General features: G+C 69.7%; 14 protein-coding genes. 10 read left to right on the forward strand and 4 right to left on the reverse strand.

The annotated features are described in order from the left end of the window. Positions 1-54: 54 nt before the first annotated feature. Positions 55-483, reverse strand: coding sequence for a TIGR03668 family PPOX class F420-dependent oxidoreductase (locus tag SACSA_RS0102120; RefSeq protein WP_019813095.1), 429 nt, complete (start codon positions 481-483; stop codon positions 55-57). A gap of 77 nt (positions 484-560) precedes the next feature. Between SACSA_RS0102120 and SACSA_RS0102125 the strand changes: the two genes are divergently transcribed. From SACSA_RS0102125 to SACSA_RS27140, 8 genes are all read left to right on the forward strand, one after another. After that, positions 561-1,163, forward strand: a complete 603-nt coding sequence (locus SACSA_RS0102125) for a DUF3090 domain-containing protein (protein ID WP_019813096.1) — start codon at positions 561-563, stop codon at positions 1,161-1,163. Positions 1,164-1,170: 7 nt separating this feature from the next. Continuing rightward, complete coding sequence (locus SACSA_RS0102130) at positions 1,171-1,974, forward strand: SCO1664 family protein (protein WP_019813097.1); 804 nt, start codon at positions 1,171-1,173, stop codon at positions 1,972-1,974. A 78-nt stretch (positions 1,975-2,052) separates the two neighbouring features. Further along, positions 2,053-2,826 carry a TetR/AcrR family transcriptional regulator gene (locus SACSA_RS21125; RefSeq protein WP_019813098.1) on the forward strand — a complete coding sequence of 258 codons (774 nt, stop codon included), beginning with the start codon at positions 2,053-2,055 and terminating at the stop codon, positions 2,824-2,826. Between the two features lie 61 nt (positions 2,827-2,887). Beyond that, entirely contained in the window at positions 2,888-3,709 is an 822-nt protein-coding gene (locus SACSA_RS0102140; RefSeq protein ID WP_019813099.1) for a DUF3097 domain-containing protein, read from the forward strand. A gap of 94 nt (positions 3,710-3,803) precedes the next feature. Continuing rightward, positions 3,804-4,235 (forward strand): NfeD family protein, encoded by a 432-nt coding sequence (locus tag SACSA_RS0102145; protein WP_019813100.1) that lies wholly within the window; start codon positions 3,804-3,806, stop codon positions 4,233-4,235. Between the two features lie 59 nt (positions 4,236-4,294). Further along, the gene (locus SACSA_RS0102150) at positions 4,295-5,617 is read left to right on the forward strand and encodes an SPFH domain-containing protein (protein WP_028661444.1); all 1,323 of its coding nucleotides are present in this window, start codon (positions 4,295-4,297) and stop codon (positions 5,615-5,617) included. 335 nt (positions 5,618-5,952) lie between these two features. Continuing rightward, positions 5,953-7,731, forward strand: a complete 1,779-nt coding sequence (locus SACSA_RS27135; protein ID WP_408640264.1) for a DUF4158 domain-containing protein — start codon at positions 5,953-5,955, stop codon at positions 7,729-7,731. Next, complete coding sequence (locus SACSA_RS27140; protein ID WP_408640265.1) at positions 7,625-8,875, forward strand: transposase; 1,251 nt, start codon at positions 7,625-7,627, stop codon at positions 8,873-8,875. Before SACSA_RS27135 ends, SACSA_RS27140 begins: the two co-directional genes overlap by 107 nt. Before the next feature lie 35 nt (positions 8,876-8,910). Here the strand turns inward: SACSA_RS27140 and SACSA_RS0102160 are convergent, their stop codons facing one another. Next, positions 8,911-9,888 carry a helix-turn-helix transcriptional regulator gene (locus tag SACSA_RS0102160; RefSeq protein WP_332253222.1) on the reverse strand — a complete coding sequence of 326 codons (978 nt, stop codon included), beginning with the start codon at positions 9,886-9,888 and terminating at the stop codon, positions 8,911-8,913. A gap of 62 nt (positions 9,889-9,950) precedes the next feature. Between SACSA_RS0102160 and SACSA_RS0102165 the strand changes: the two genes are divergently transcribed. Next, a complete protein-coding gene (locus SACSA_RS0102165; protein WP_028661446.1) occupies positions 9,951-11,339 on the forward strand; it encodes an FAD-binding oxidoreductase in 1,389 nt (462 codons plus the stop codon). A gap of 173 nt (positions 11,340-11,512) precedes the next feature. Continuing rightward, the gene (locus SACSA_RS0102170; RefSeq protein WP_019813105.1) at positions 11,513-12,100 is read left to right on the forward strand and encodes a recombinase family protein; all 588 of its coding nucleotides are present in this window, start codon (positions 11,513-11,515) and stop codon (positions 12,098-12,100) included. Between the two features lie 51 nt (positions 12,101-12,151). On the opposite strand, the gene SACSA_RS0102175 is transcribed toward SACSA_RS0102170, so the two are convergent. Beyond that, positions 12,152-12,946: an SGNH/GDSL hydrolase family protein gene (locus SACSA_RS0102175; protein ID WP_019813107.1), complete on the reverse strand. Its 795-nt coding sequence runs from the start codon at positions 12,944-12,946 to the stop codon at positions 12,152-12,154. A 78-nt stretch (positions 12,947-13,024) separates the two neighbouring features. Then, positions 13,025-13,324, reverse strand: a 300-nt coding sequence (locus tag SACSA_RS0102180) for a tyrosine-type recombinase/integrase (RefSeq protein WP_028661447.1), incomplete at its 5' end; no start/stop codon positions are given.

Consider the following 13,324-nt stretch of genomic DNA (forward strand, 5'->3'; position numbering starts at 1 on the left):
GGGGTGCCCGGTCCGGGGTGGCGGGGGACGCGCCCACGGAGGGCATCGAGGCGGTCAGCCCGGATGAGCGGGCGCCGACGCCGCCCAACCGCGCCACGCCGTGACCCGGACCCGGACGACCGGTCCGGCGGGAGGGTGGTGTTCGTACTGCGGGTACTTGGCGATGAGGGCGGCGATGCCTGCCGGGTCGTGGTCGGCGACATCGGCGGTGCCGTCGGCCCGGGCCCACCACAGCCGGGACCAGTCGGCGTCGTCGTAGTGGTCGACCAGCAGCGAGACGGCGGGGTTGGCGGCGATGTTGGCGAGGCGCCGCAGGGCGGTGGTGCGTTTCGGCTTGGCGTCGACGGCCGAGACGACGGTGTCGTCGACGATGGTGAACGTGATCGGCACCACGTGTGGCTGGCCGGTCGCGTCGGCGGTGGCCAGCCGTGCCACGCGGGCGGTGCCGAACAGATGTCGTGCCTGCTCGGGTGGCATCCGCATGGGTTCAGGCTAGTCCCGTGGCAGGCTGTGCCCCGGACGCGCCAGGGGACGGTGGTTGGCATAGGGTCGGAGGTGCCATGGCTCGCGTGATTCACGTCTTCCGTCAACCCGACCGTTTCGTCGCGGGAACCGTCGGGGAACCCGGCGACCGCACGTTCTACCTGCAGGCGTCCGAGGACACCCGCACGGTCAGTGTGACGATCGAGAAGCAGCAGGTGCAGGTGCTGGCGGAGCGGCTCGGTTCGCTGCTCGAGGAGATCTCCGAGCGGTTCGGCGCGGAGGTGCCCGAGGAGGTTCCGGAGGAGCTGATCGACAACGATCCGCTGGACGTGCCGGTGGAGGAGGAGTTCCGGGTCGGCACGATGGGGCTGGGCTGGGACGCCGAGAGTAAGGCCGTGGTGATCGAGTTGTTGGCGATCACCGAGGGCGAGGTGGACGAGGCCGTCGTGCTCGACGACACCGAGGAGGGTCCGGACGCGGTCCGGGTGTTCCTCGAACCCGCGGTGGCGCGGGCGTTCGCCGCGCGGGCCGACCGGGTGGTCAACGCGGGGCGCAAGCCGTGCCCGTTGTGTGGCGAGCCGCTGGACCCGGCGGGGCATATCTGCCCCCGGCAGAACGGCTATCGGCGTAACGCGGAGTTGACGGGCACCGACACGACCACCGACCTCGACGAGGACTGACCCCGCGGTGTCCGAGCAGCTGGACCCGACCGATCCCGCCGCCGTCGAGCTGGTCTCGCGGGGGCGGTTGGAGCTCGAGGGGCAGCTGGTGGACGCGTCCAACACGACGCTGGTGTGCCGGGTGGCGCTGGACGGCGTGGAGGGGCGTGTGGTGTACAAGCCGGTCGCGGGGGAGCGTCCGCTGTGGGACTTTCCGGACGGCACGCTCGCCGGGCGTGAGGTGTCGACGTACTGGATCTCGCGGGAGGCCGAGCTGGGCAACGTGCCGCCGACGGTGCTGCGGGACGGCCCGCTCGGTGAGGGCATGGTGCAGTTGTGGGTCGAGACCCGGGACGACGGCCTGGTGGACGTGTGCGCGCCTCGTGAGGTGCCCGCGGACTGGCGGGCGGTGCTGCACGCTCGGGACGCGTCGGGTGAGCCGGTGGTGCTGGCGCATTCGGCGGCGGCTGGAGTGCGTGAGCTGGCGGTGCTCGATGTGGTGGTGAACAACACCGACCGTAAGGGCGGGCATGTGCTGCCCGGTGTGGACGGCCGGGTGTACGGGGTGGATCACGGGGTCTGCCTGCACCGGGAGCCGAAGTTGCGCACCGTGTTGTGGGGGTGGGTGGGTGAGCCGCTGCCCGGTGCGGTGGTGGACAAGCTGCGCAAGCTGCGGTGGGCCCTCGATCATGGCCTGGGTGCGGCGTTGGCCGAGCACTTGACCTCCGCGGAGCGACGTGCGCTGGTGGCGCGGACGGACACGCTGCTCGCGGCGGGGGTGTTTCCGGAGCCGGGGGAGGACTGGCACGCCGTTCCGTGGCCGTTGTTCTGAGGGGCCGTCATGCTGAGCGGCCGTCGTGCGGCCCCCGGGGGTGGGGCGGGCGCGGGTCGGGGGTTAGGCTGCCCGGCTGTGACGGCGGACACCGGTGACCCGGAAGCGGACACCCGGACGGTGCGGCTGTTGTGGCGGGCCGAGCGTGGTGCGCGGCGGGGGCCGAAGCCGACACGGGATCTGGACACGATCGTGTGGACGGCGGTCGAGATCGCCGATGCGCACGGGTTGGACCGGTTGTCGATGCGGGCGGTGGCCGACCGGCTGGGGATCGGCACGATGTCGTTGTACACCCACGTGCCCGGGAAGTCGGATCTGGTCAGTCTGATGCTCGATGCCGTGCTGGCCGACGTCGCTGTGCCGGGCGGGCCGTCGGTGTCGTGGCGGGAACGGGTGGAGTGGTGGGCGCGCCGGGATTGGGCGCTGTACCACCGGCACGAGTGGGTGTTGCAGGCCCCGGCGGATGCCCCGCCGGGGCCGAATGCCGTGCGCCGGTTCGACGCGGCGTTGTCGGCGTTGTCCGGGGCGGGGCTGCCCGCGGGGGAGCTGGTCGCGACGGTGGAGGCCGTCGACGCGTTCGTGCGGGGTGCGGCGCGGCGGTCGGTGGCGCGGGTTCAGGCGGTGCGGCGGCTTGGGGTGAGTGAGCGCGAGTGGTGGAGCGCGCACGAGCCGTTGATCGAGGGCACGCTGGCGGTGGGTGAGTTGTCGATGGTGCGGCGGGTGGTGCGCGCGGGCGCGTTCGAGGCCGGGGTGGACAGCTTCGAGCTGGGGTTGCGGCATTTGCTGGATGGGCTCGCGGCCCGGGTCGCCTGCGGTGTCGGTGTGGCGGGGCCGGATGTCGGGGGCGGGTGAGCGCGGCCGGTGCGGCGTGGCGTCGTGACCCGGGCGTGGTGGGCCACTACGGTGCGCGCTTGTGCGTTCCCACTCCTATGACGATGTGCTGGCGGGTCCGTCGGCCCGGCGTTCCCGGCGGGTGGTGCCCGAGGTGGCGGCGGAGCCGGGGCTGGTGCTGGAGGATGCCGTCAGTGGTTTCTGCGGTGCGCTGGTGCGGGTGGAGCACGGTGGTGCGGTGCTGGAGGACCGGCACGGCAGGCACCGGGTGTTTCCGCTGACTCCGGGTGCCTTTCTGCTGGAGGGGTCGCCGGTCACGCTGGTGCGGCCGCGCGGGGTGTCCGCGCGGGCGGGCGCGGCGCGGTCGGCGTCGGGGTCGGTGCGGGTGGAGGGTCTGCGTGCGCGCACGGCCCGGGACTCGCGGATCTGGGTCGAGGGGGTGCACGACGCCGAGTTGGTGGAGCGGATCTGGGGACACGATCTGCGGGTCGAGGGCATCGTGGTGGAGCCGCTGGACGGGGTGGACGGTCTGGCCGAGCGGGTCGCGGAGTTCGGGACGGGGCCGGGGCGTCGGCTGGGTGTGCTGGTGGACCATCTGGTGGAGGGCAGCAAGGAGTCGCGGCTGGCCGGGCAGGTCGACGATGAGCACGTCCTGGTGGCCGGGCATCCGTACGTCGACATCTGGCAGGCGGTGAAGCCGGCGAGTGTGGGGATCGCGGCGTGGCCCGAGGTGCCGCGTGGGGTGGAGTGGAAGCGTGGGGTGTGTGCCGCGCTGGGGTGGTCGGACCCGTGGGAGGGGTGGCGGCGGGTGTCGTCGGCCGTGCGCGGGTTCGGTGATGTCGAGGCCGGGTTGCTGGGTGCGGTCGAGCGGTTGATCGACTTTGTGACCTCGGAGGACGGGTGAGCGGCGCGGTGGTGCGCCGCTGCGGGAGGTCACGCGTCGGTCACAGGGTGCGGACTACTCGGTGTCATCGTGCTGGGTCTGCGAGTATGGGCGCATGACACCGGCCCTTATCTGGCTCATCGTCGGTGGCGGTCTCATCGTGGCCGAGGTCGTCTCGGGCGAGTTCGTGTTGGTCATGCTGGGGATCGGCGCGCTCGCGGGCGCGGGTTCGGCGGCCGTGAGCGGCAATCCGATCATCGACGTGCTCGTGTTCGCGCTCGTGTCGGTGGGGTTGCTGGTGCTGGCGCGCCCGGCGTTGAAGCGGCGTTTCCTGGCTGGGGCAGGGTTGCGGACCAACACCGAGGCGTTGATCGGCACGAGCGCGGTGACGGTGTCCGAGGTCGATCATTCCGGCGGTCAGGTCAAGATCGGTGGCGACGTGTGGTCGGCGCGCAGCCTCGCCGAGGGTGAGGTGATCGAACAGGGCGCGACGGTGACGGTCGTGGAGATCGCGGGGGCGACCGCTGTCGTGTCGAGGGCGCTGTGACGCCCGGCACCCCGGGGTGGGTGGCCAAGTCTTCGCACGGATAACAAAAGGAGCAGGTGATGTCGACAGCGGGTTTGATCGTTGTCGCTGTGCTGGCGCTGCTCGTGATCGTCACGGTCGCGAAGGCGCTCATGGTGGTGCCGCAGGCGCAGTCCGCGGTGGTCGAGCGGTTGGGGCGGTTCCGCACGGTCGCCTCGCCCGGGTTGAATTTCCTGGTGCCGTTCTTCGACCGGGTGCGGGCGAAGGTGGACCTGCGGGAGCAGGTGGTGTCGTTCCCGCCGCAGCCGGTGATCACGCACGACAACTTGACCGTGTCGATCGACACGGTGGTGTATTTCCAGGTGACGGACGCGCGGGCCGCGGTGTATGAGGTGTCGAACTACATCGTGGGTGTCGAGCAGATGACGACGACGACACTGCGGAATCTGATCGGCGCGATGTCGTTGGAGGACGCGCTGACGTCCCGCGATCAGATCAACAGTCAGTTGCGGGGCGTGCTGGACGAGGCGACCGGGCGCTGGGGCATCCGGGTGGCGCGGGTGGAGCTCAAGGCGATCGACCCGCCGCCGTCGATTCAGGATTCGATGGAGAAGCAGATGCGCGCGGATCGGGAGAAGCGCGCGATGATCCTGACGGCCGAGGGTGAGCGCGAGTCGGCGATCAAGACGGCCGAGGGGCAGAAGCAGAGCCAGATTCTGGCGGCCGAGGGGTCGAAGCAGGCGGCGATCCTGGCCGCGGAGGCGGAGCGTCAGTCCCGCATCCTGCGGGCGCAGGGTGAGCGGGCCGCGCGGTACCTGCAGGCGCAGGGGCAGGCCAAGGCGGTGGAGAAGGTGTTCGCCGCGATCAAGGCGAGTAGGCCGACGCCGGAGGTGCTGGCTTACCAGTATCTGCAGACGTTGCCGCAGATGGCGCAGGGCGACGCGAACAAGGTGTGGCTGGTGCCGAGCGAGTACGGCAAGGCGCTGGAAGGGTTCGCCAAGCAGTTCGGCACGCCCGGCGAGGACGGGGTGTTCCGCTACGAGCCGTCCCGCGAGGAGGCTCCGGCGATGCCGAAGCTGGACGACGAGGAGGTGGCGAGCTGGTTCGACACCGCCACCGACCCGAAGGTGGCCGAGGCGGTGCGCGAGGCGGAGGCCGTGGCGCGGCAGGAGGTGCCGGGGCCGCTGAACTCCGGCGAGGGTGGTACGCCCACTCCGCCGCCGTCGGCGTTGCAGAGTTTGACCGGCGGGCAGCGGGGCGGGCCTCCGGCGCGGGGTGAGCAGGACAAGGACAATCCGCCCCCGCCGCAGCAGCCCACACAGCAGCAGCCGCCGCAGCCGGGTGGTTACCCGCCGCCGCAGGGCGGTCAGGGTCCGCCGTTGGGTGGTCCGCGGCAGCAGTAGTGCGGTGGTGACGGGCCGTGGCTGGCGGCCCGCACGACACGGCAGGTGTCTTCCCGCGTGACGGGGGCACCTGCCGTTTTTCTGTGCGGTCACGGCGGGTGATGCCGGTGCGGCCGAGGGAGCCCCGTGCCGCTTGTGGTCACCTCCCCGAGACAGTGAGCGCGACACAGGTGCGAGCGCGGTTCGTCAGCGGCGGAGCCCTCCGAGGGGCGGGTCGTGGACGTGGTGGAGGTGTCCCGTCCGGGTCGGCCCTGGGCTCCCGAAGCTGACCCGAGGGGCAAGGTAGCGGAGGTGGTCCGCTCAAGGGCGTGGTCGGTGATCGGTAGCGTTCGCGGATGCAGCGTGAGTGGCAGCCGGATGAGCTGGTGGGTTCATGGACGCTGGTCGGTGAGGACTGGCGGTTGGTGGGCAACAAGACCGGGTCGACGCGGCTCGGGTTCGCGTTGTTGCTGAAGTTCTTCGACATCGAGGCGCGGTTTCCGCGCTATGCCGAGGAGATTCCGCCCCGGGCGGTGGACTACGTCGCCGAGCAGGTCGGCGTACCCGTTGAGGAGTTCGGCCGGTACTCATGGCGGTCTCGGTCGATCAAGGGACATCGGGCGCAGATCCGGGCCGCGTTCGGCTTCCGCGAGTTCTCCCGTGGCGACGAGGACAAGCTCGCCGCGTGGCTGGCGGAGGAGGTCTGCCCGGTCGAGCTGACTGAGGAGCGTCTGCGTGAGGCGGTGCTGGTGCGCTGCCGCGCCGAGCACATCGAACCTCCAGGGCGGCTCGACCGCATCGTCGGCTCGGCTCGCTCGACGTTCGAGCAGCGGTTTTGCCAGCGCACAACGGAACGCCTCTCCGAGGAGTGCGTGACCGCGCTGGAGGGCCTGGTCGCCGAACAGGACACAGCACGCGGGCTGTTGGCGGAGTTGAAGGCTGACCCCGGTCAGGTGGGGCTGGAGACGCTGCTGCGCGAGATCGACAAGCTCACGGCGGTGCGCCAACTCGGCTTACCGGACGGCTTGTTCGCCGACGCCTCCGAGAAGCTGGTGGATGCCTGGCGAGCGCGAGCGATGCGCTCGTACCCCTCTGATCTGCGCGCCGCGCCCCGTGCGGTGCGGCTGACGCTGTTGTCGGCACTGTGCTGGCGCCGCTCGGCGGAGATCACCGACGCGCTGGTGGAGTTGCTGATCGGCCTCGTTCACAAGATCAATGCTCGGTCTGATCGGCGGGTGGAGCGGGAGCTGACCGAGGATCTGCGGCGCGTGCGGGGCAAGGAAGGCATCCTGTTTCGCTTGGCCGAGGCCGCCGTGGACCACCCTAACGAGCTGGTGCGCAGCGCGCTGTATCCGGTGGTGGGCGAGAAGACGCTGCACGAGCTGGTCAAAGAGGCCAAGGCCAACGAACGCGCCTTCCAGGCCAGGGTGCGCACCGTGGTGCGCAGCTCGTACTCGAACTACTACCGGCGGATGCTGCCCGCCCTGCTGTCCGCGCTGGAGTTTCGGTGTAACAACACCGCCTACCGCCCGATCATGCAGGCCCTGGAACTGCTCGGACGCTACGCCGACGTCGACGGCAAGACCCGCTTTTACGATGCGGGCGAGACGGTGCCTATTGAGGGTGTGGTGCCGAAAGCCTGGCGGGACGCGGTCGTCGACGAGCGGGGCCGCGTCGAGCGCATCCCCTACGAGCTGTGCGTGCTGGTCTCGTTGCGGGAGGCGCTGCGGCGCCGCGAGGTGTACGTGGCCGGGGCGAATCGGTGGCGCAACCCGGAGGATGACCTGCCTGCCGACTTCGAGGCCACCCGCGACGTGCACTACGAGGCCCTGCGGAAACCTCGCGAGGCCGAGGAGTTCATCGCCGGGCTGCGCGAGCGCCTGACCACCGCCTTGGGCGAGTTCGATGGTGCGCTGGCCACCGGCAGCGCGGGCGGGGTGCGGATCACCAGCCGCCGTGGCGAACCGTGGATCACCGTGCCCAAGCTCGACGCGCTGCCCGAACCGCGCACGTTGCAGGCGGTCAAGGATGAGGTGGTCCCGCCGCTGGGGCACCCTGGATCTGCTGGACGTGCTCAAGGACGCCGACTTCCTCACCGAGTTCACCGATCAGTTCACCTCGGTGGCCTCCCGTGAGGTCATCGACCGGTCCACGCTGCGTCGGCGGTTGTTGCTGTGCCTGTTCGCGCTGGGCACCAACATCGGCATCCGGCAGTTGGTGTCCACCGGCGAGCACGGCGAGACCGAGCGCGAGCTGCGGCACGTGCGCCGGCACTTCATCACCCGCGACAACCTGCGGGCAGCGATCGCGAAGCTGGTCAACGCCACCTTCGCCGCCCGCGACCCGCAATGGTGGGGGCAGGGCACCGCGTGCGCGTCGGACTCGAAGAAGTTCGGCTCGTGGGAATCGAACCTGATGACCGAGTTCCACCAGCGCTACGGCGGACCAGGCGTGATGATCTACTGGCACGTCGAACGCCGCTCGACTTGCATCTACTCCCAGCTCAAAAGCTGCTCGTCGTCCGAGGTCGCGGCGATGATCGAGGGCTTGCTGCGGCACTGCACCGACGCCGAGATCGACGCCAACTACGTCGACACCCACGGTGCCTCCGTGGTCGGCTTCGCCTTCACCGAGCTGCTCGGCTTCCGTCTGCTGCCCCGGCTGAAGAACATCGGCTCCATCCGGCTGTACCGCCCCGACGACACCGGAGCGTGGGCGCACCTCGGCCCGGTGCTGACCCGGCCGATCAAGTGGGATCTCATCGCCCAGCAGTACGACCAGATGGTCAAGTACGCCACCGCGCTCCGGCTGGGCACCGCGGAATCGGAGTCGATCCTGCGCCGGTTCACCCGCGGCGGGCCGAAACACCCCACCTACCAGGCGCTGGAAGAACTCGGCCGCGAGGTGCGCACGATCTTTGCCTGCGACTACCTCGCCTCACCGGAGTTGCGCCGGGAGATCCACGGCGGGTTGCAGGTCGTGGAGAACTGGAACTCCGGTAACACCGTGCTGTTCTACGGCAAAGACGGCGATCTCACCGGCCCGGACCGCGAGCACGCCGAGGTCTCCATGCTCGCCCTGCACCTGCTGCAATCCGCGCTGGTGCACGTCAACACCCTGCTGTTGCAGAACGTCCTCGACAGCCCCGGCTGGCACGAGCTACTGAGCGCCGAGGATCGACGTGCGCTGAGCCCGCTGTTCTGGTCGCACATCAACCCCTACGGCCGGTTCCGGCTGGACATGGACACTCGCCTCGATCTCCCGGGCCGGTCTCACTGATGGATCCTCTCGTGAGACGCTTTGCTCGTGGTGAGTTACTCGGTGAATCGCCGTCCCATGCGGCGTAGGCGAGCGGTGATCTCGTCGGGGGCTTCAAGGCTGAACTGAGCGCCGAGCGCGGCGATCACAGCCACGTATTGGGTCACCAGCTGTGGGGAGTCGGCGCTGAGCCGGACGGTACACCGGTCAGGCCCATCGTCGTTGATGTCTCCGGGGATAGGGCCGAAGACGCCAGCGCGCACGGCATCAGCGGACAGCTGCACGGTCATGCGCGCCGTGTACCGGTATGAGGCTGTGGCGAACGATCGGGCGAGGTAGCTGCCCGCGTCCGGGGCGGGCAGTTCGCGCGGCGTGTTGGGGCGGTGCGTGCGGCTGGGCCGGTGGATCCGGTCTACGCGGAAGGTGCGCCAGTCGTCGCGGTCGGGGTCGTAGGCGAGCAGGTACCACAATCCGTGCACGGTGACCAGGCTGTGCGGTTCGATCCGGCGGCTGCTGGGCTGGCCGGCCCGGTCGTAGTAGTCGAAGGAGATGATCTCCTGCTCGCGGCTGCATGCGGCGAGCACCGCCAGCACGTTGGGATCGACCTGCGCGGTATCGCGGTTGGCCACGGCAGTGGTCGTGCCCGTGAGGGCGGCCAATTGCGGGCGCAAGCGGGATGGCAGCACTTGTTCGAGCTTGACCAGTGCGCGTAGCGAGCTGTCATCGATACCGGCGATGCTGCCGCTGGCGGCATAGACCAACCCGACAGCGACGGCGAGGGCTTCGTCGTCGGCCAGCAGCAGCGGAGGCAGGTTGTTACCGGGGGTGAGTCGGTACCCGCCATTGGTGCCGGTGGTACCGATCACCGGGTAGTCCAGCGCACGCAACCGGTCGATGTCTCGACGCAGGGTTCGTTCCGTGACCCCGAGCCGCTCGGCGAGCTCCGCGCCGGACCATGCGCGTCTGCTTTGCAGCAGCGACAGCAGCCGCAGCATCCGCCCCGGCGTGTCCCTGCGCATCGGTTCGTCACCCACGCACACCACATTGCCACTTCCTGAGGACGCTCTCTGACCGGAAGAGTTTCTAGCGTGGCGGCATGACTGAAACGACACAGGATCAAGAGACCACGGCCAGTCAACTGGCCAGTCGTGTGCACGGCTCGGTACTTACCTCGGCAAATGACGGATACGACCAGGACAGCACTGGATTCCAGTTGCTTGAGCCGCATGAACCTGCGGTGGTGGTCGAGGCCGCCGACGAGCAGGACGTGCGCGCTGCGGTCGAGTTCGCTGCCAGCCGTGGCATGCCGGTGGCGGTGCAGGCCACCGGTCACGGGCGCAGCAGCGCCATGCACGGCGGCGTGTTGATCAACACGCGCCGCATGTGCGGCGTCGACGTTGATCCGCAGACAGCGACCGCCTGGGTCGAGGCCGGTGCCAGCTGGCAGCACGTGATCGACGCCGCGACTGTGCAAGGGTTGGCGCCACTGTCCGGCAGCCTGCCAGGTGTGGGCGCGGTCTCCTACACGCTCGGCGGCGGGATCGGGCTACTGGCTCGGCGGTACGGCTTCGCCGCTGACCACGTGCACCACCTGGATGTGGTGACCCCCGATGGTCGCCTTCGCCGGGTGACCGCGAGCGACGAGCCGGATCTGTTCTGGGCGCTGCGTGGTGGCGGCGGGAACTTCGGTGTCGTCACCGGCATGGAGATCGCCCTGATGCCGGTCGCACGACTCTATGGCGGCTGTCTGTTCGTCGACCTCGCTGAAGTCCCCGAGGTGTTGCACGCCTGGCGGGAGTGGACCGCCTCGGTGCCCGACGAGATGACCTCGGCCGTGTCGGTGATTCCGTTCCCGGACCTGCCCATGGTCCCCGAGCTAATGCGTGGCCGCCATGTCGCCCAAGTACAGATCAGCTACGCCGGGCCGGCCGAACAGGGCCAAAAGCTCGTCGAGCCGCTCCGAGCACTCGGACCAGTGCTGCAGGACACGCTGCGCGAACTGCCGTACTCCCAATCCGGCGCCGTATTCGACGAACCCGACCAACCCAGTGGCTACCGCGGAACCAGCCTCTTGCTCGACGACCTCGACCCCCAGGAACTGACCACACTGGTCCACCAAGTCGGCCCGTCAGCCTCCAATAGCTGTGTCGTCGGACTTCGTCACCTCGGCGGCGCACTCGCCCAACCCCCGCAGACACTGAACGCCCTCGGTCACCGCGACGCCAACTACTCGCTGGGCATGTTGTCCCTAACAGAGACCAGCGAACTCGACAGCGTGACCGCACTGCACGATCAGCTTCTCGCAGGGTTCGCCCCACACGCTCTCGGACGGTCACTCAACTTCACCTTCGGCCCCCTCGATCATCAGCAAGTGCGCACCGCCTTCGAACCCGCCGACTACCAGCGACTCGCCCAACTCAAGACCGAGCACGACCCGCACGGACTACTACAGGCCAACCACCCGATCCCGCCCACCACCGACTGAGCTGCGAAAGCAGAGCGTCGCAAGGGGTTCCCTGCCCCATTTACGGCAGGGAACCCCAACCGGACACCGCACGCCGCCAGCTCGGACGGATCGTGAGCTGGACCTGCGGTGTCTCAGATAGGTGGTCCGGTGGCAATCTCACTTGTCGGGGGCTAACCGTACGGTCGGCGGCCATGAGCGAGACGATCATCGGCTATGCGCGCTGCTCCACCGACGAGCAAGACCTCACCGCCCAACGCCAGCGCCTGGCCGAGCTCGGCGTCACCAGTGAGCGGATGTATCTCGACCACGGCCTGACCGGAACCCAACGAGCCCGGCCCGGCCTCGACCAAGCACTCGCCGCGGTACGAAGCGGCGACACGCTCGTCGTGCCGAAGCTCGATCGACTGGCCCGCTCGGTGCCGGATGCTCGCGCCAATGGCGACGACCTCGCGGATCGCGGGATCAAGCTGTCGCTGGGCGGGCAGGTCTACGACCCGGCCGATCCCATGGGAAAGATGTTCTTCAACATCCTGGCTACGTTCGCCGAGTTCGAGGTCGACCTGCTGCGGATGCGCACCCGTGAGGGCATGGCCGTCGCTCGCGCCAAGGGCAAGCTGCGCGGCAAACAGCCCAAGCTCAGCAAGAAGCAACAGGCCGAACTACGACGCATGCACGGCACCGGCGACTACAGCATCAACGATCTCGCTGAGCTGTTCTCGATCGGCAGGGCCACCGTCTACCGCACCCTGCAACGGGACCAGAGCTGGGCCAAGACTTGATGCTCCCGGCTACTTTGCCCCTCGGGTCAGCTTCGGGAGCCCAGGGCCGGGTCACAGCGCGGGCCGGGTGTCCCGCTGGTGTGAGGCGGGTGTCACGGGTCGGAGGTCGGGCCGTTTCGGGGTCAGCCCGTCGCCGGAGGAGGTGCCCCGGAGTCTGCGGTTGATCCACGGCCAGACGTGCTCGCGTGCCCAGCGCAGGTTCTCCGCCCGTTCCCTCCGGGAGGACGGCGTCGGGCGCGGCCCCAGATCGACCGCGGCGAGGTCGTGGTCGATGCGGAGAACATCGAGCACGGCAGCGGCGATGAGCGTGTGGCCGTGGGTGTTGAGGTGGATGCGGTCGTCCGACCACACCCGCCGGTCGCGTAGCGCGCGCAGGGCCCACATGTCCACCAGCCGGGCGCCGTGCCGGGCGGCGATGAGCCGCACGTGTTCATTGTAGATGGCGGTGCGGCCCCGCATCTTCCGGAACAGCGGGTCCGCCACACCGTCGACCCCGGTGAACAGGACGACGGTGGCGCCGGTGGCGGCCAGCGCGCCGACGGCGCGGTCGTAGTCGTCGCACAGGGCGTCGATGTCGACCTTGGGGCGCATCAGGTCGTTGCCGCCCGCGTAGAGCGTGACCAGGTCGGGCGCCAGGTCCAGGGCGGGGGTGAGTTGGTCGGCCAGGACCTGCGGCAGCAGCCTGCCGCGGATGGCGAGGTTGGCGTAGGCGAGGCCGGGGTGGTGGTGGGCGAGCTGGTCGGCGACCCGGTCTGCCCATCCGCGCACACCGTTGGGTGCGGCGGGATCGTCGTCTCCGACCCCTTCGGTGAACGAGTCACCCAGCGCGACGAACCGGGAAATCATGTCCGCACCCTAGCGGTGGGGCGGGTGTGGCCCGGCGCACGCCACGCGCCGGGCCACACCGCGGGCGCCGGTCGCGGGTCAGGTGCCGTCGCGGTGTTCGGCGAGGATCTGGGCGAGGGTGTGGGTGGGGGAGCTGTCCAGTTTGTGCCGGTGGGCGTCGTAGCGGTCCCGGGTGGTGCGGATGTCGGCGTGCCCGAGCAGGTCCTGCACCTTCTGCACGGGTACGCCGCGGGAGAGCAGCAGAGTGCCGGTGGTGCGGCGCGCGGTGTGCGGGGAGAGGGTGTCGGCGGCGGCCAGGCCCGCGTGGCGGGCCAGGCGGCGCAGGGTCTGCCACACGTCGCGCTGGGTCAGTGGTTTCCCGCCAGGGCGGGCGGGGTC

This window comes from Saccharomonospora saliphila YIM 90502 (assembly GCF_000383795.1).
GTDB lineage: Bacteria > Actinomycetota > Actinomycetes > Mycobacteriales > Pseudonocardiaceae > Saccharomonospora > Saccharomonospora saliphila.